Source organism: Streptomyces sp. NPDC054813 (assembly GCF_053611365.1).
In genome coordinates this window covers 227,450-245,312 of record NZ_JBSHAF010000009.1, presented here as the reverse complement: position 1 = coordinate 245,312, position 17,863 = coordinate 227,450, and the positions used below count along the sequence as shown (strand labels likewise).

Here is a 17,863-nt window from a genome sequence, read left to right as displayed (position 1 = left end):
GGGTGCCCGCGGGGGGGGGGGCGGTGCCGTACCCCCCGCCCGGACCGCCCCCCACCGGCTGTTCCTACCGCCGGGCTACAACAGGCCGTCCCACATCTGCTCCAGCAACACCGACCACCAGCTCTCCGGCGAACCGAGCGCCGCCGGGTCCAGGGAGGCCAGCTGAGCCTGGAAGTCGACGGTCCAGCGGCCCGCCTGCTCCTGGTTCAGGCCGAACCTGAGCCGCCACATCCGGCCCAGCAGCGCCAGGCAGCGCGCGAACTCCGGCAGCCCGGTGTTGACGAACTGCGGCGGCACCGACGCCCCGCCCGGCCCCGCCTCCACCGGCACGGCCACGATGTTCGCGGTGCCGTACTGCACACAGATCGCCTTGCCGAAGTCGGTACCCATCACGAGGTACGACCCCGCGTCCGGCGCCGGCTGCACGCCGCGCTCCTGCGCCAGCTCGGCCAGCGTCGGCACCGGACGGCCCGGCTGGGCCTGCGCCCAGAAGAACGGCCCCATGTCCAGCGGCAGTCCGGCCGCGACCAGCGTGTGCGCCACGATCGGCGGCACCCCCTGCCGCGACACCGCCGCCTGCTCGAACCGGAACACGCCCGGCCCGAACGCCGCCCCCAGCTCCTGCGCGATCGCCTCCGGCGGGATCGGCGGCGCCGCCTGCACCGGCGGCAACGGCGCCCGCACCGGCGCGGGCCGCGCGGGACCCGCCGCCACCTGGTGCAGCTCGCCCTGGTGCGCCAGCAACTCCCGCATCCCCTGCTGCCGGCTCGCGTGATCCGTCCCGTACGGCGCGATGCTCGCGAGCCGCGCCTGCGGCCACTGCTCCCGGATCATCCGCGCGCAGTAGGCACCGGGCAGCTCGCACGACTCCAACTCCGTGTGCAGCTCCAGCACCTGGTCCGGCGGCACGTTCATCGCCCGCAGCTCGTGGTAGATCTGCCACTCCGGGTGCGGCGTCCCCGGCGCCGAACGCCGTATCAGCTGCTGCTCCGAACCGTCCTGCGCGCGGTAGCGCAGCACCGCCTGGTAGCCGGGGCCCACGGTCGGCTGGCCCTGCTGCGGGTAGCCGTACGCCGGCGGCTGCTGCCCCGGCAAGGGCTGCCCGGGGGGCGGCATCGCGCCGGCCGCCATCGGCGGTGGCATCTGCGGGGCGCCCTGCGGCATACCGGGGGCGCCCGGTGCCGCGGGTACGCCGGGGGCGGGCGGCGGCAGCGGTGCGCCAGGGGCCCCCACCGGGGGCCCGGCCAGCACGGTCTCCGCGTGGTGAACCGCCCCATGCGCACCACCGGCAGAGCCCTGCACACCCGGCGCGGGAGGCATGCCGGGGGCGCCAGGGGGCTGCGGTGCACCCGGGGCGCCCGAGGCCTGCGGTGCGCCCGGCGCGAAAGGTGCACCCGGGGCGTATGACGGCGGCTGTGCGCCGGACGCGTGGGGTACGCCCGGGGCGCCCGGGGCTCCAGGAGCACCGGGCGGGTTCGGCATGCCCGGGGCGCCCGGAGGCTGAGGCGCGCCCCCGCCCCTCGCGTTCGGGTCGGCCAGCATCGTGGCCGAACGATGGACATCGCCGGGGGGCGTGCCACCCGGAGTGCCCGGCGTACCGGGCGGGTTGGGGGCGCCCGGCGGAGTCTGCGCGCCCGGCGCCTGAGCCGGACCCCCAGGCCCCTCGGGACCCAGCGCCGACACCATCTGCGTCGGCACATACCCGCCCGCCGGCCCACCCGGCGCGGGCGGCTGAGGCGTACCCCCGAGGCGCGCGCCCGGCGTTCCCGGGGCGCCAGGCGGCGGAGGCGGCGCACCGGCCGCGCCGCGCGCCTTGCGCGGAGGAGGTGCGGCCCGGCTCGTCGCGGCATCCGCTATGTCACTGGCGTTCGGTGCCAGCGGGCGGCTCGGAGCGGCCGGACCCGCCGGAGGCTGGGGCACGCCCGGAGCACCGGCCGACCCCTGCGGGTAGCCGTAGCTCGGGGCGGCAGGGTTCTGCGGATAGCCGTAAGAGGGCGCGGGCGGAGCCGCGGGCGCCGGCGGACTGGCCGGCACGCCCGGCGCGGGCGCGGCCGGAGCCGCCGCCGGCCCCTGCGGATAGCCGTACGTCGGCGCGCCCGGCGGAGGCGGCGGAGGCGTGCTGCCCTGCGGCGCGCCGGGCGCGACGGATGAACCGTGCGCCCCGGGTGCACCCGGCACCCCCGGCACACCAGCAGCTCCACGCGCCCCCGACGCACCACCCTGCCCGCCATGCACACCCTGCACACCCTGCGCGCCCTGCACTCCTGGCGCGCTCGCGTCGTCGAGCGCCGGAGACACCGCCGTGCGCGGCAGTTGGCTGCCCCCCGACATCAGCGCCGTCTCGGCGTCTCCCAGCGCACCGTTGTCGGAGTCGCTGAGCGGCGGCGCGAACACCGTCGCGGGCAGCGGAACGGAACGGTCCTCACCGGCATCGGCGTTCGTGTCGGTTCCCGCCCAAGGAGTCGCGCCGGCAGGCACGTTGGGCGCGCCCGGCGCACCGGACGCACCCTGCGCCCCCACAGCCGCCCCGGCACCCGCACCCGCACCGCCCCCGGCCGCCGGCCAAGAAGCCCCACCGGCACCCGCCGGACCGACCCCGGCACCAGCCCCACCGGCACCCGCGGGCACTCCCGCCTGCGTCTCCGCAAGCCCACCGGAACCCACACCCGGCCCCGTGCCGGACCCCACCGCGGACCCCACACCAGAGCCCGTCCCCGAACCCACACCAGAGCCCGCCCCGGACTCCCCGGCCGCGCCCTCGGCCGACGGCCCGTCACCTCCCGCTCGCCGATCCGGAATCCCCAGCTTGTCCGCCGCCTCCTGGAGCCACTCCGGGGGGCTCAGCAGGAACGAGGTCTGGTTCAGGTCGACCCGCGCCGCGGGCGCCGGTACCGCGTCGGCGACCTCCGCCTCACGGCCGTACTCCTCCTCGTACCGGCGGATCACCTCGCCCACCGGCAGCGCCGGCCACAGCGTCGCGTCGCCGGTGTCCCGGGCGATGACCAGCCGCTGCCCGCCCGCGTCCGAACGCGGGCCCTCGGCACGGTCCTCGCCCCACACCACGAACCCGAGGCCGAACTCCCGTACCCGCACCTCGCGGTGCTGGTACGCCGGCACGTCGCCGTTGATCCACTCCTCCGCGCGCTCCTGCGCCTGCGCGAACGTCACCATGCCGAAACTCACTCCCCCGAGCCAACAGAGACGGCACGGGCGAAACCGCCGTCCACCATCAGGTTCGCCACCGTCTCCAGCTCCGGCGGGGAACCCGCCAGCCGGGACAGGAACACGTCGAAGTCCTCACCGCAGGGCAGCAGCAGCCGTTCCACCCGCTCGGCCGGCGGCCACGACGGATCCACGTCGCGCACATCGTCGTACGCGCAGAACCACACCGAACCGAGCCGGTCGCCCTTCACCTTCACCGCCAGCAGACCGCCCTGCACGAAACACACGCCCAGGTAGTCCTTGGTCAGGTGGTCGCGCAGGCACTTGTTGACGTACACGAGGTCGTTGACCGCCGCCTCGTCGCGGACCGTGAAGAACGGCTGGTCCAGCAGCAGACCGAGTTCGGCGTCCAGCGCAGTGCCCACCGGTGCGCATCCGCCCGCCGCCTTCAGGAAGGAGCGGTACGCACCCGGCAACCGGTAGCCCAGGTCCTCCTCGACGCCCTGCACCTGCGACTCCGACACCGCCACGCCCGACTTGGGCAGCCCGACATGGGCCGGGCGGGTCTCCTGCAACGGCCGCGTGCCCCGCTTGCCCTGGTCCACCCGGGCCGTCGCCACCCCGCCGTGGTGCCGCAGCAACGCCTTCACCTCGACCGGGACCAGCTCCAGCCGCCGCGAGCCGGCCACGTGATGCCACGTCCAGCCGTGCGGCGTCGCCACCGCCGGCACCGTGTCCCACAGTTCATGACCCGAGGCGGACAGCACCGCGTTCGCCGACACGTAGTCCGTCAGCCGCAACTCGTCGACGCCGAACCCCTCCGGCGGGTCCGCGATCTCGGCCGCCGCGCGCGCGTAGGGCGAGAAATCGGGGTAGCCGTTCTCGTCGACACGTACCCCTCTCGGGTGACGTGCCGCCCGGACCGGATCCGGGAAATGCACGACCTGCCCGGCGTAGGCCGAGTTCGGCGGCACGGCTTGTCCCCCGGCCTGGCGGCTGGGCGGTGCCCCCATCCCGAGCCGACCTGTCGTCATGACGGTTGCCCCCTGCGGCACTCTGTACGAACCGAAACCACACCCCAAAGGCGCGCCCCGGCCCGTATCCGGCTGTCTCTCCCACGTCCCAGACGCGTCGACCGCGCCCATCGCGGTGCCGACAGCCTATGCGGTACGCGAACCCCGGTCACCGGGCCTCCGCTTCCGTGACCAGCCGTCACCCCGCCGTGACAGGCTGCCCAAACCCGGGCGTGTCGCACCGCCCCAGCTACCGCACCCGCCACGGGATTTGGCAGTCTGTGACTTTCGGGGGATGCCCGGGAGGGGACAACGATCATGAACGCCACACAGACGGGACCGCACACCGCGATGCCCGGCGCCGGTCACGGCGCCACCACCGGCGACCCCCGGATCGGCTGGAGCAGCACCGAAATACCTCCCGCGCCCACCCTCCGGCACCGCCGCGACGGCATCCTGCCCACCGTCGCGGCCGCCCTCTCCGTCCGCGGCGCCACCCTCACCGGCACCGCGGCCCGCGGCGACCAGCCGCCCCCGCTGCACCCGCTGGTCCAGGAGTTCCTCGACACCCTGCCCAGCGGACAGCGCGACCGTTTCACCGGCCGCTGCGCCGAGGCCATCCTCATCTCACGGCACATCGCCTCCGCCGACAGCGCCCGCAGCAAACGCGCGGTCCGCAAACCCATGACCAACGGTGAGGCCCGCAAAGCCCTCAAGCAGGCCAAGCTCACCGCCCGCCGCATACGCGAGGACGGCGACCCCCTGCACGGCAGCTTCGCCGCCCCCTGCCGGGCCTGCGCCGCCCTCACCGCCCACTTCGGCGTCCGCATCGTCGACCCCACCGCCACCGACGACTGACGCACCCCCCCACCCGCACAGCACCCAACACCCCGCACCAAACACCACACGCAGCGACCGCACCCGCACCCGCACCAAACACGAACGAAGGGCAGATGCACCCCGACCGCACCTCCACCACGCGCTTCTCGGTGCCCGTCGACGCGGCTCTGCGCGCCGCCGGTTGGCAACCCGGACGCTGGGACATAAAACAGGCCGAGGTCTGGGCCGACGCCCTCCGCGAGCACACCTCACCCGCCGGACACCGGCACGCCGTCTTCCCCGCCGCCGTGGAGGCCTGGGCCGAATTCGGCGGCCTGCACATCAACCCCACCGGGCCCGGCCGCCAGATCGCCCCCGCCACCCTCCACCTCGACCCCCTGCACGGCCTCCACCTCGCCCGCACCCTCGGCGACCTCGGCCGCGCCCTCGACACCGAGGTCTGCCCCCTGGGCGAGGAGACCGAGACCCGCTCGCTGCTCGCCATCGACACCGAGGGCCGCGTCTACACCCTCGACCACACCGGCGACTGGTACGTAGGCCCCGACATCGACCACGGCCTCACCACCCTCATCGCAGGCGTCGAACCCCAACGCCTCACCACCCACGCCTGACCGCCACCCAGGCACCGAACCCACTCACTCACGCACGCACGCACCACACACCGAAACCACTCACCCACCCACCCACACGCACCACCCACCACGCCCCCACTCACAACAACCTCTCACCCACCCACGACACCCATCCGCAACGCCCACCCACGACACCCACTCACCACCCCCGCTCACGCCGCCGGAATCACCGCGGACACCCGGAAACCCCCCGCGTCCGTCGGCCCCGACACGAACACCCCGCCCAGCCCCAGCACCCGCTCGCGCATCCCCACCAGACCGTTCCCGCCCGACGGCAGACCCGCCGACGCCGCCGACGCCGGCTCCGGCGGCGGCTCGTTCTCCACCTGCATCGCGATCTCCGCCACCCGATGCGCCAGCCGCACATGGGTCTTGGCGCCCGCCGCATGCTTGTGGACGTTCGTCAACGCCTCCTGCACCACCCGGTACGCCGTCTGCTCGACCGCGACCGCATACGACCGCACGTCCCCCTCCACCGACAGGTCGACCACCATCCCGGCCGCCTCCGACTGCCCGATCAGCTCCTCCAGCTCCGACAGGTACGGCCCCTCCTCCTCGGCCACCCGCGAGGCCGCCGCCGCGGCGGCCACCCCCACCGCGGCCAACGGCAACGCCGCGACCGCCGACGCCGTACGCCGCCGGTCGCCGTCCCCGGAACGCAGCACCCCGAGCATCTCCCGCAGCTCCGTCAACGCCTGGCGCCCCATGTCGCCGACCAGCGCCGCGTTCTTCACCGCCTTCTCCGGGTCCTTCCGCGCCACCGCCTGCAAGGCCGCCGCGTGCACCACCATCAGGCTCACCCGATGCGCTACGACGTCATGCATCTCCCGCGCGATCCGGGTCCGCTCCTCGCCCCGCGCCCACTCCGCACGCTCCTCCGCGCGCTCCGCGAGCAGCTGAAGCTCCCGCTCCAGGCTGTCCGCGCGCTCCCGCAGGCTCTCCATCAGCCGCCGCCGCGCACCCACGTACAGGCCCAGCAGCACCGGGGGCGCGGTCAGTCCCAGCGAGGTCGCCAGCGCCGCGAAGGGGACGAACCAGTCCCCCATAGTCAGATCCCCGCGCGCCATGCTCTGCCGGACCCGCACGAACGTCACGATCAGCGTGCCCAGGAACGTCATTCCGGACAGCGCCACGATGATCCGTCGCGGCACCTCGGCCGCGGCGAGGGTGTAGAGGCCGACGATGCCCATCAGGAAGCCCATCTGGGCCGGCGTGATCGCGATCGACACGAGTACGACGGCGATCGGCCATTTCCTGCGCAGCAACAGCACCGAACCGGCCAGCAGGCCGAACACGATCCCGGCCGACACCGGAACACCCGCGTCCCGGGCGAAGGGGATCCCCTCGGCGCCGCACTCCAGCGCCGACACCAGTGCCAGACCGCCGTCCAGCACCGCACTACGCCACCGCGACCACCACCACGGCCCTGCCAAGGCCGTCGTGCGGTCTGCCCCCGTCGTGGTCATGCGTCCAGCCTACGGGCGCGGGGGTGGGCTTTTCCGGTGAGTTTCGTCTACTGGCCTACACCACCCTCCGTAACCGAACAACACCGAAACCCCCCTGTATCCCTCGAACTGCTGAACCATGACCGTTCAGCCTCGGAATCGACCATTCCGCCCGGACGGTATGCCCATGGCACATTCAGACAGCAAGTACCGGGACTTCGAGGGGCTCCGGGAGCAGGCGGTGGCGCTGCGGCGGTCCGGACTCAGCCGACGCCAGATCCGCGACCGGCTGCACGTCGACAACAACGACATCCTCAACCGCCTCCTGGAGGGCGAGCCGCCCCCGGAATGGACGAAGCGCCCGAACGCCAAGGACGACTTGCGGGACAGGGCGCGAGAGCTACGGCTCCAGGGCTGGACGTATGACCGGATCCAGGTCGAGCTGGGGTGCTCGAAGAGTTCGATCTCGTTGTGGGTCCGGGACCTGCCGAGGCCGGAGCACAAACGCACGGCCGAGGAGTCCTCGGCGATCGCCGGGCGAGGCTTGGAGGCAACCCTGCAACGCCGCGAGAACGAACGCCGGCACACCAAGGCGACCGCCGAACAGGCCGTCGGCGAACTGTCCGACCGTGAGGTGTTTCTGGCAGGCGTAGTCCTCTACTGGGCAGAGGGCGCCAAGGACAAGCCGTACAACCGTCGCGAGAGACTGCAGTTCATCAACAGCGACCCGAACGTGATCAGCTTCTACCTGCGCTGGCTCGGCATGCTCGGCGTGGAGCGAGAGCGCCTGCGCTTCCGGGTGAGCATCCACGAGTCGGCCAACGTGTCGGACGCCGAGGAGTTCTGGGCCGACCTGGCGGGCGTGAAGCCTTCCGAACTCCAGAAGGCCACTGTCAAGAGGCACAACCCGAGGACGAGTCGCGAGAACACCTCGGAGGCATATCGAGGCTGCCTGACCGTCTATGTACTCAAGAGCGCGGACTTGTATCGTCGCATGGAAGGCGCCTGGTACGGCATAGTAGGAGGCGCCATTCGACGGCCTGACTGAATGTCCGGTTTCGTCGATATATTCCCCCGTGGTGTAATTGGCAGCACTGTGGCTTTTGGTGCCATCTGTCCGGGTTCGAGTCCTGGCGGGGGAGCCGCACTCATTCGGGCCCTGACCGCCGACAGCCCCGTCAGGGCCCACTCTCATGTCCCCCATGAAACGCCCCGGTATCCTGCGGATGTCACCCCCACCATCCAAAAGCCGAAGGGCAACTCCGTGAGCGCCATTCGCCCGGCAGCCGTCGTCGTTCTCGCAGCGGGTGAGGGCACCCGTATGAAGTCGGCCACAGCCAAGGTCCTGCACGAGATCTGTGGCCGTTCCCTGGTGGGCCATGTGCTCGCCGCCTCCCGCGAGTTGAACCCCGAGAACCTCGTCGTCGTCGTCGGGCACGCGCGTGAGCAGGTCGGCGCGCATCTCGGTGCGGTCGACCCCGCCGCCCGTACGGCCGTTCAGGAACGGCAGAACGGCACCGGGCACGCGGTACGGATGGCGCTGGAGGAGCTGGGCGGCCCGGTCCAGGGGACCGTCGTGGTCGTCTGCGGGGACACCCCGCTGCTCACCGGTGCGACCCTCGCCCGGCTCGCCGAGACGCACCACGGCGACGGCAACGCCGTGACCGTGCTGACCGCCGAGGTCCCGGACGCGACCGGTTACGGCCGGATCGTGCGCGACGGCGCGTCCGGCGCGGTGACGGCCATCGTCGAGCACAAGGACGCCTCCGACGCGCAGCGGGCGATCCGGGAGATCAACTCGGGTGTGTTCGCGTTCGACGGGCAGCTGCTCGCGGACGCGCTGGGCAAGGTGCGCACGGACAACAGCCAGGGCGAGGAGTACCTGACGGACGTGCTGGGGATCCTGCGCGAGGCCGGGCACCGGGTCGGCGCCTCGGTGGCCGCCGACCACCGCGAGATCGCCGGGATCAACAACCGGGTGCAGCTGGCGGAGGCCCGCCGGATCCTCAACGACCGGCTGCTGGAGCGGGCGATGCTGGCCGGCGTGACCGTCGTGGACCCGGCGACCACGTGGGTCGACGTGACGGTCACCTTCGAGCAGGATGCCGTCGTCCACCCGGGGACGCAGCTGCAGGGCTCCACGCACCTCGGCGAGGGTGCCGAGGTCGGGCCGAACAGCCGGCTGAGGGACACCCGGGTCGGCGCCGGGGCGCGGGTGGACAACACGGTGGCCGATTCGGCCCATGTCGGTCCGAACGCGTCCGTGGGACCGTATGCCTATCTGCGGGCGGGCACGCGGCTGGGGGCCAAGGGCAAGATCGGCACCTATGTGGAGACCAAGAACGCCTCGATCGGGGAGGGGACCAAGATTCCGCACCTCTCCTATGTCGGCGACGCGTCGATCGGTGAGTACTCGAACATCGGTGCGGCGAGCGTGTTCGTGAACTACGACGGCGAGAGCAAGCACCACACCACCGTCGGGTCGCACTGCAAGACGGGTTCGGACAACATGTTTGTGGCGCCTGTCACGGTCGGGGACGGTGCATACACCGCTGCCGGGTCCGTGATCACGAAGGACGTACCGCCCGGTTCGCTGGCCGTGGCCCGTGGCCAGCAGCGGAATATCGAGGGTTGGGTGGCCCGGAAGCGTCCGGGAAGTGCGGCGGCGAAGGCCGCCGAGGCGGCCTCCCGGCAGGGCACGAACGAGGACTGACCGGAAACAGGTGCGCCGAAGACGTCGTACCGTGATAAGTACACACCCGCACCTAACCAGCTGATTCGGCCTCTCGCGCCCAGCCGAGGGGTCGCTGGCAGCCAGCAGGCTGTACGGCTGAGACACCTCTGAGGAGACAGTGCTGTGACCGGGTTCAAGACGACCGGCGAGAAGAAGATGATGTTCTTCTCCGGCCGCGCCCACCCCGAGCTTGCCGAGGAGGTCGCCCACCAGCTGGGTGTCGGGGTTGTCCCGACGAAGGCCTTCGACTTCGCGAACGGCGAGATCTACGTCCGCTACCAGGAGTCGGCGCGCGGTGCCGACTGCTTCGTGATCCAGAGCCACACGGCTCCGATCAACCAGTGGATCATGGAGCAGCTGATCATGATCGACGCGCTGAAGCGCGCGTCGGCACGTTCCATCACGGTGATCGTGCCGTTCTACGGTTACGCCCGGCAGGACAAGAAGCACCGGGGCCGTGAACCGATCTCGGCGCGGCTGATCGCCGATCTGATGAAGACGGCGGGTGCGGACCGGATCCTGACCGTGGACCTGCACACGGACCAGATCCAGGGGTTCTTCGACGGGCCGGTGGACCACCTGTTCGCGCTTCCGCTGCTGGCGGACTACGTGGGCACGAAGGTGGACAAGGGCAAGCTGACGATCGTGTCCCCGGACGCCGGCCGGGTCCGGGTCGCGGACCGCTGGTGCGACCGGCTCGGTGCGCCGCTGGCCATCGTGCACAAGCGCCGTGACAAGGACGTCGCGAACCAGGTGACGGTCCACGAGGTCGTGGGCGAGGTCAAGGGCCGGGTCTGTGTCCTGGTCGACGACATGATCGACACGGGTGGCACGATCTGTGCCGCGGCGGACGCGTTGTTCGCGCACGGTGCCGAGGACGTGATCGTGACGGCGACGCACGGTGTGCTGTCGGGTCCGGCGGCGGACCGGCTGAAGAACTCGCGGGTGAGCGAGTTCGTGCTGACGAACACGCTGCCGACGCCGGGCGAGCTGAGCCGGGACCTGGACAAGATCACGGTGCTGTCGATCGCGCCGACGATCGCGAGCGCGGTGCGCGAGGTGTTCGAGGACGGTTCGGTGACGAGCCTCTTCGACGAGCAGTGAGCGGCGCTTCATAAGGACCGTGCAGTGAGGTTTCTGCACAGGCCGCACGGCCTGCGGTGCCGGTGCTGAAGATCCTTTTGGTACGGCCTCCCCCGCCGAGTAGACTGCACAGGTTGCTCGGCGAGGGAGGCCGTACCTGTTTTCGTACAGGTGTCGGCGGTCCGTTATCGACGCGCTCTTCGTAGCAGGCCGTTCGTGGCCGGGTGACCACGTCCGTTCCTAATCTCTACGAGGAGTGATCACCATGTCCGAGGTGAAGATCGCCGCCGAGTCGCGCACCGAGTTCGGCAAGGGCGCCGCCCGCCGTATCCGCCGCGACAGCAAGGTCCCCGGTGTCCTGTACGGCCACGGTTCGGACCCGATCCACCTGACCCTCCCGGGCCACGAGCTGCTGCTCGCGCTGCGCACCCCGAACGTCCTGATCTCCCTGGACATCGACGGCAAGTCCAACGAGCTGGCGATCCCGAAGTCCGTGGTGCGCGACCCGATCAAGGGCTTCCTGGAGCACGTCGACCTGCTGCTGGTCAAGCGCGGCGAGAAGGTCAACGTCGAGATCCCGGTGCACACCGAGGGCGAGCTGGCCCCGGGCGGCAACCTGCTGGAGCACGTGCTGAACGCGCTGCCGGTCGAGGCCGAGGCCACCCACATCCCCGAGTCCGTCACCGTCTCCGTCGAGGGCCTGGAGGCCGGTGCCTCCGTCCTGGCCAAGGACATCACCCTGCCGTCCGGCACCACGCTGGCCGTCGACGGCGACGCGGTCGTCCTGCAGGTCCTGGCCGCGCAGGCCGAGGAGTCCGCCGAGGGCGAAGTGGGCGAGTCGGGCGAGGAAGTCGCCGAGGCCTGATCCTCACCTTCGTTTCATCGTCCGTCAGCCGCTGCTCCCTCCCGGGAGCGGCGGCTGGCGCGTATCAAGGAGACATGGACGTGACCACCCCCGCAGCCGCCAACGCCCCCTGGCTGATCGTCGGCCTCGGCAACCCCGGACCGGAGTACGCGATGAACCGGCACAACGTCGGTTTCATGGTCGCGGACCTGCTCGCCGGGCGGATCGGGGGGAAGTTCAAGCGGGCCGGCAAGGCGCAGGCGCAGGTCGTGGAGGGGCGGCTCGGGGCGCCGGGTCCGGCGAGCCGGCGGGTGATCCTGGCCAAGCCGATGTCGTACATGAACCTGTCCGGCGGTCCGGTCAACGCGCTGCGCGACTTCTACAAGGTGCCGGTGGCGAACATCGTCGCGGTCCACGACGAACTGGACATCGACTACGGCGTCCTGCGGATCAAGCTCGGCGGCGGCGACAACGGCCACAACGGGCTGAAGTCGATGACGAAGGCGATGGGTGCCGACTACCACCGGGTGCGGTTCGGGATCGGTCGCCCGCCGGGCCGTATGCAGGTCGCGGACTTCGTGCTGAAGGACTTCTCCTCGGCCGAGCGCAAGGAACTGGACTACTGCGTGGACCGGGCGGCCGACGCCGTGGAGGCGCTGGTCACCGAGGGACTGGAGCGGGCGCAAAGCTCGTACAACTCCTGACTTGTCCCCCACCGCAGTTGACCGGCCGTAGGGACATGGCCAATGATCCCGGCCATGCCTGCTGCCTCGGTCCCCTCCTCCCGTACGCCTCCGGTCGCCGCGCTGCGGTTCGGCCGGGTCGTGTCGATGGGCGCGGTCGCCGTGCTGATCCTGGTCGGCGGGGTCTGGGGCTCCTGGGGCACGGCGCAGCACGTGATGCTGACGAAGGGCAAGGAGCGGGGCACGATCGAGGTGACCGCGTGCGGTGCGGACACCTGCACGGGCCCGTTCACCCCGGTCTCGTCCGGCGCCTCCGCGCGCTCCCGGGTGGTCGTCGACAAGTCGGTGGCGGTGCGCAAGGGGCAGACCTACGACGTGATCGTGAAGCCCGGTACCGACGACGTGGTCCGGTCCGGCCCCGCCGGGATCCTGCTCGCCTGGGTACCGCTCGGCGGCGCGCTGTTGCTGGCGTCGGTGGTGGTGGCCGGAGGGCTGCGGCTGACCCGGGTGGCGTGGGGACTGGGCGGTTCGGGGATCGCGCTGCTGACGGCGGCTTTCTTCGCCGTGCAATGACCACGTACGGCTGCGAGCACGTACGGCTGTAAGCACATACGGCTGTAAGCACATACGGCTGTAAGCACATACGGCTGTGCCCCCGGGTGTACGACCCCGGGGGCACAGCCGTGTGCGGTGGCGCCGGTCAGCCGGTGTTGCGCAGGCCGGCCGCCACGCCGTTGACCGTGAGGAGCAGGGCGCGGGCGAGCAGCGGGTCGGGTTCGGCGCCGGCGGCGGCCGCGTCGCGCTGGCGCTTGAGGAGGGTGACCTGGAGGTAGGAGATCGGGTCCAGGTAGGCGTCACGGATGCCGAAGGTCTGCTTGAGCACCGGGGTGGCGTCCAGCAGTTCGCTCTCGCCGGTGATCTTGAGGACCTCGGCGACGGTCAGCTCGTGCTCGGCCCGGATGGTGTCGAAGACGTGCTTCAGCTCGTCGGGGACGAGGGTGTCGACGTAGTGCTGGGCGATCCGCAGGTCTGTCTTGGCGAGGGTCATCTCGACGTTGGAGACGAAGTTGCGGAAGAAGTGCCACTGTTCGTGCATCTCGGCGAGGACGGTGTCCAGGCCCGCCTCGCGCAGCGCCTTCAGCCCGGAGCCGACACCGAACCAGCCGGGGACGATCTGCCGGGACTGGGTCCAGCCGAACACCCAGGGGATGGCCCGCAGACCGTCCAGACCGGCGCCGGAGTCCGGGCGCCGGGAGGGGCGGGAGCCCAGGTGCAGGTCGGCGAGCTGGTCGACGGGGGTGGCGGCGAAGAAGTACGCGGGCAGGTCGGGGTCCTCGACCAGGCGCCGGTAGGCGCCGTGGGCCGCGTCGGAGACCACGTCCATGGCGGCGTCCCAGCGGGCCAGGGCCTCCCCGGACTGGCGGGGGGCCGTGTGCAGCGCGGACGCCTGCAGGGTCGCCGCGACCGTCAGCTCCAGGTTCTCCCGGGCCAGGGAGGGGATCAGGTACTTGTCGGAGATGACCTCGCCCTGCTCGGTGACCTTGATCTCGCCCTCCAGGGTGCCCCAGGGCTGGGCGAGGATCGCGTCGTGGGAGGGGCCGCCGCCGCGGCCGACGGTGCCGCCACGGCCGTGGAAGAGCCGCAGACGTACGCCGTAGCGGTGGGCGACGTCGCGCAGCCGGCGCTGGGCGCGGTGGATCTCCCACTGGCTGGTGGTGATGCCGCCGAACTTGGAGGAGTCGGAGTAGCCGAGCATGACCTCCTGGACGTCTCCGCGCAGCGCGACCAGGCGCCGGTAGGAGGGATCGGAGAGCATGTCCTCGAGGATGGTGTCGGCGGCCTTGAGCTCGTCGGTGGTCTCCAGGAGGGGGACGATGCCGACCTTGGCCCAGCCGGCGTGCAGGTCCATCAGCCCGGCCTCGCGGGCCAGGACGGCGGCGGCGAAGACGTCGTCGGCGCCCTGGCACATGGAGATGATGTACGACTCGACGACCTCGGGCCCGAAGACCTCCAGGGCCTTCTTCACGGTCTGGAAGACACCGAGGGTCTTCTCCCCGGCCGCGTCCACCGGCGCCGGGGTGGGCGCGAGCGGCCGGCGCGAACGGAGTTCCTTGGCGAGGAGCTTGCCGCGGTACTCGCGGGGCATGTCGGCGTAGCGCCAGGACTCCTCGCCGAGGCGGTCGAAGAGCTGGCCGAGGGCGTGGTGGTGGGCGTCGGCGTGTTCGCGGACGTCCATGGTGGCGAGCTGGAGGCCGAACGCGGCCAGGGTGCGGATCGTACGGGCGAGGCGGCCGTCGGCGAACAGCCCGCCGCGGTGTTCGCGCAGGGACGCCTGGATCAGCCGCAGGTCGCCGAGGAGTTCGGCGGTGCCGAGGTAGTCACGGCCGGGCTGGTGCGGGGTGTCGGTGGCGAGGCGCTGCTTGGTGTTGACCAGCTTCTGCCGGATGCAGGTGGCCTTGAGCCGGTAGGGCTCCTCGGCGTTGAGGCGCTTGTAGCGGGGGCTGATCTCGGGCAGCAGCTCCAGGTCGGCGCGCAGCGACTCCAGCAGTTCCTCCGTCGCACCCGTGTAGCGGATGGAGTTGGAGAGGAAGCCGCGGAGTTCGTCGATCATCTCCAGGGCGTCGTTGATGCCGTGCTCGTGCTGGAGGATGAGGACGTCCCAGGTCACCTGCGGGGTGACGTTGGGGTTGCCGTCGCGGTCGCCGCCGATCCAGGTGCCGAAGGTGAGCGGGCGGGTGTCGTCGGGGAGCTTGACGCCGACCCGCTCCAGCTCCGCGGTCAGGTCCTCCAGGACGTCGCCCACCGCGTCGGCGTGCAGTTCGTCCAGGTAGTAGATGGCGTTGCGGGCCTCGTCGGCCGGCTCGGGGCGTACGACGCGCAGTTCGTCGGTCTGCCAGACCAGGTCGATGTTCTCGGCGAGGCGGATGTCGGTACGGCGGCGGTCCGACTCGATGACCGGGGTGTCCAGCAGCGCGGCGATACGCCGGAGCTTGTTCAGGACCGAGCGGCGCGCGGCCTCGGTGGGGTGGGCCGTGAACACCGGGCGGACGTTGAGGTTCTGGACGGTCTGACGCAGGTGGTCGGCGTCGGCGTCCTTGAGCCGGTCGGCGGTACGGGCGAGCAGGCCGCCCTCGGCGGCGCGCCGGGTGCGCAGTTCGCGACCGCGGTGCACCTGCTCGGTGACGTTGGCCAGGTGGAAGTAGGTGGAGAAGGCACGGACCAGCTTGGCGGCGGTCTCCAGTTCGATGCCGCGCAGCAGTTCGGCGGCGGCCTCGCCGTCCTCGCGGGTGAGACGGCGGACCTTCTCGACGAGGTCCAGCAGCTCGGGGCCCTCCTGGCGGACGAGGGTCTCGCCGAGAAGGTCACCCAGCCGGCGGATGTCGGCGCGCAGCTCACTGCTGGTCGTGGTGGTCTGGTCGTCGGCACTGCTCACAGGTGCGGCTCCTTGCAGTGTTGAAGCTCGTCTGGAGGGGACCCGTCCGTCGGCCGGGCGGCAGGCGGGGCCTGTCCGCATAGGGGCCGGACATCCGGGAAGGAAACAGAGCGGACCGCGCTGTCCGACCGACTCCAAGGATAGGTGTCCATGAGGACGCGCAGGCTATGGGGCTCTTGCCGCGAGACGCCTCGCTGCCATACTTACGTCGCCGTAGGTTACGGAACCGTAGGGAAGAACCCTTATCGTCCCGTCCGGTCGCCGCGGATCGGCACCCTCAACCCTCGACCCCCCAGGGGACGCGCATGACCTCGTCTAGTTCCGATGTGATCGACGACGCCCACAAGCCGGCCGACGCTGCGGCCACGTCCGCCACGCTGGGCGGCGAGAAGAAGGGTTCGGTCGAGCAGATCGCCCTGCTGCTGTTCATCGTCGTGCCGTTCCTCGCGCTGCTGGCGGCGGTGCCGCTGGCGTGGGGCTGGGGCGTGAGCTGGCTCGATCTGGGCCTGATGGTGTTCTTCTACTATCTGGGCTGTCATGGCGTGACGATCGGTTTCCACCGTTATTTCACCCATGGCTCCTTCAAAGCGAAGCGGCCGCTCAGGATCGCGTTGGCGATCGCGGGTTCGATGGCAGTGGAGGGGCCCCTGGTGCGCTGGGTGGCCGACCACCGCAAGCACCACAAGTTCTCCGACGCGGAGGGCGACCCGCACTCGCCGTGGCGGTTCGGCGAGACCATGCCGGCGCTGATGAAGGGCCTGTGGTGGGCGCACATCGGCTGGCTGTTCGACGAGGAGCAGACCTCGCAGGAGAAGTACGCACCGGACCTGATCAAGGACCCGGCGATCCGGGCGGTCTCCCGCCAGTTCATCCTCTGGACGGCGCTCTCGGTGGGGCTGCCGCCGCTGATCGGCGGTCTGGTGACCATGTCCTGGTGGGGCGCGTTCACCGCGTTCTTCTGGGGTTCACTCGTCCGGGTGGCGCTGCTGCACCATGTGACCTGGTCGATCAACTCGATCTGCCACGCCGTGGGGAAGCGGCCGTTCAAGTCGCGGGACAGGTCGGGCAACGTGTGGTGGCTGGCGGTCCTGTCCTGCGGCGAGTCCTGGCACAACCTGCACCACGCCGACCCGACCTCGGCCCGGCACGGGGTGGAGCGAGGGCAGCTGGACTCGTCGGCACGGATCATCCGCTGGTGCGAGCAGCTGGGCTGGGCGTACGACGTGCGGTGGCCGTCACGCTCACGTATCGATTCGCGCCGTAACAGCGGGGAAGGCAGCTCCCGACGAGGGGCGAAGAGCGTCGAGGCGGCATGATTGACGCCGTGGCGACCGACTCCAGCACCCCCAGTCCCGAAAAGCCGCGGCGGACACGTCGCACCCGGATGACCGGTGCGGAGCGCCGCCAGCAGCTGTTGGAGATCGGTCGCACCCTCTTCGCCGCAAAGGGTTTCGAGGGCACCTCGGTGGAGGAGATCGCGGCGAAGGCCGGGGTCTCCAAGCCGGTGGTGTACGAGCACTTCGGCGGCAAGGAGGGCCTGTACGCGGTGGTGGTCGACCGGGAGATGCGCCGGTTGCTGGACATGGTGACCGGCTCGCTCACCGCCGGCCATCCGCGTGAACTGTGCGAGCAGGCCGCGTTCGCCCTGCTCGACTACATCGAGGAGTACACGGACGGGTTCCGGATCCTGGTGCGGGACTCCCCCATCCCGCAGTCCACGGGTTCCTTCGCGTCCCTCATCTCGGACATCGCCACCCAGGTGGAGGACATCCTGGGCCGCGAGTTCAAGCTGCGCGGCTTCGATCCCAAGCTGGCGCCGCTGTACGCGCAGGCGCTGGTGGGCATGGTGGCGCTGACCGGCCAGTGGTGGCTGGACGTGCGCCGCCCGAAGAAGGCGGAGGTCGCCGCCCACCTGGTCAACCTGGCCTGGCACGGCCTGGACGGCCTGGAGCCGAAGCCGCGGCTCATAGGGCACCGCAAGGCGTGAGACCGCC

14 protein-coding genes and 1 tRNA gene are annotated in these 17,863 nt (G+C 71.3%); 11 read left to right on the top strand and 4 right to left on the bottom strand.

All coding sequences use genetic code 11. The features are described 5' to 3' along the window. Positions 1–75 precede the first annotated feature (75 nt). Both ACWGJB_RS20435 and ACWGJB_RS20430 read right to left on the bottom strand, forming a co-directional pair. Complete coding sequence (locus ACWGJB_RS20435) at positions 76–3,171, bottom strand: SUKH-4 family immunity protein (protein WP_453381546.1); 3,096 nt, start codon at positions 3,169–3,171, stop codon at positions 76–78. Positions 3,172–3,179: 8 nt separating this feature from the next. Beyond that, positions 3,180–4,196: an SMI1/KNR4 family protein gene (locus ACWGJB_RS20430; RefSeq protein WP_453381545.1), complete on the bottom strand. Its 1,017-nt coding sequence runs from the start codon at positions 4,194–4,196 to the stop codon at positions 3,180–3,182. A gap of 297 nt (positions 4,197–4,493) precedes the next feature. Between ACWGJB_RS20430 and ACWGJB_RS20425 the strand changes: the two genes are divergently transcribed. Next, complete coding sequence (locus ACWGJB_RS20425) at positions 4,494–5,033, top strand: YwqJ-related putative deaminase (protein WP_453381544.1); 540 nt, start codon at positions 4,494–4,496, stop codon at positions 5,031–5,033. A gap of 95 nt (positions 5,034–5,128) precedes the next feature. Continuing rightward, a complete protein-coding gene (locus ACWGJB_RS20420) occupies positions 5,129–5,626 on the top strand; it encodes an SUKH-3 domain-containing protein (protein ID WP_453381543.1) in 498 nt (165 codons plus the stop codon). A gap of 173 nt (positions 5,627–5,799) precedes the next feature. Here ACWGJB_RS20420 and ACWGJB_RS20415 read toward each other — a convergent pair whose 3' ends face one another. After that, positions 5,800–7,113, bottom strand: a complete 1,314-nt coding sequence (locus tag ACWGJB_RS20415) for a sensor histidine kinase (protein ID WP_453381542.1) — start codon at positions 7,111–7,113, stop codon at positions 5,800–5,802. A gap of 166 nt (positions 7,114–7,279) precedes the next feature. Here ACWGJB_RS20415 and ACWGJB_RS20410 point away from each other — a divergent pair, with 166 nt between their 5' ends. The 7 genes from ACWGJB_RS20410 (at position 7,280) to ACWGJB_RS20380 (ending at position 13,009) form a co-directional block, all read left to right on the top strand. After that, complete coding sequence (locus ACWGJB_RS20410; protein ID WP_453381541.1) at positions 7,280–8,140, top strand: hypothetical protein; 861 nt, start codon at positions 7,280–7,282, stop codon at positions 8,138–8,140. 22 nt (positions 8,141–8,162) lie between these two features. Then, positions 8,163–8,234, top strand: a tRNA-Gln gene (locus ACWGJB_RS20405). Positions 8,235–8,356: 122 nt separating this feature from the next. Continuing rightward, a complete protein-coding gene (gene glmU, locus ACWGJB_RS20400; protein ID WP_453381540.1) occupies positions 8,357–9,805 on the top strand; it encodes a bifunctional UDP-N-acetylglucosamine diphosphorylase/glucosamine-1-phosphate N-acetyltransferase GlmU in 1,449 nt (482 codons plus the stop codon). A gap of 144 nt (positions 9,806–9,949) precedes the next feature. Beyond that, a complete protein-coding gene (locus tag ACWGJB_RS20395) occupies positions 9,950–10,930 on the top strand; it encodes a ribose-phosphate diphosphokinase (RefSeq protein WP_453381539.1) in 981 nt (326 codons plus the stop codon). A 244-nt stretch (positions 10,931–11,174) separates the two neighbouring features. Further along, positions 11,175–11,774: a 50S ribosomal protein L25/general stress protein Ctc gene (locus ACWGJB_RS20390; RefSeq protein WP_453381538.1), complete on the top strand. Its 600-nt coding sequence runs from the start codon at positions 11,175–11,177 to the stop codon at positions 11,772–11,774. Positions 11,775–11,848: 74 nt separating this feature from the next. After that, positions 11,849–12,457 (top strand): aminoacyl-tRNA hydrolase, encoded by a 609-nt coding sequence (gene pth, locus ACWGJB_RS20385; protein WP_450765531.1) that lies wholly within the window; start codon positions 11,849–11,851, stop codon positions 12,455–12,457. 42 nt (positions 12,458–12,499) lie between these two features. Next, entirely contained in the window at positions 12,500–13,009 is a 510-nt protein-coding gene (locus tag ACWGJB_RS20380) for a hypothetical protein (RefSeq protein WP_453381537.1), read from the top strand. A gap of 127 nt (positions 13,010–13,136) precedes the next feature. Here the strand turns inward: ACWGJB_RS20380 and ppc are convergent, their stop codons facing one another. After that, entirely contained in the window at positions 13,137–15,869 is a 2,733-nt protein-coding gene (ppc, locus tag ACWGJB_RS20375; protein WP_453381536.1) for a phosphoenolpyruvate carboxylase, read from the bottom strand. 305 nt (positions 15,870–16,174) lie between these two features. Here ppc and ACWGJB_RS20370 point away from each other — a divergent pair, with 305 nt between their 5' ends. Both ACWGJB_RS20370 and ACWGJB_RS20365 read left to right on the top strand, forming a co-directional pair. Continuing rightward, positions 16,175–17,185, top strand: coding sequence for an acyl-CoA desaturase (locus tag ACWGJB_RS20370; RefSeq protein WP_453381535.1), 1,011 nt, complete (start codon positions 16,175–16,177; stop codon positions 17,183–17,185). After that, positions 17,182–17,856: a TetR family transcriptional regulator gene (locus ACWGJB_RS20365; protein WP_453381534.1), complete on the top strand. Its 675-nt coding sequence runs from the start codon at positions 17,182–17,184 to the stop codon at positions 17,854–17,856. Before ACWGJB_RS20370 ends, ACWGJB_RS20365 begins: the two co-directional genes overlap by 4 nt. Positions 17,857–17,863: the final 7 nt, after the last annotated feature.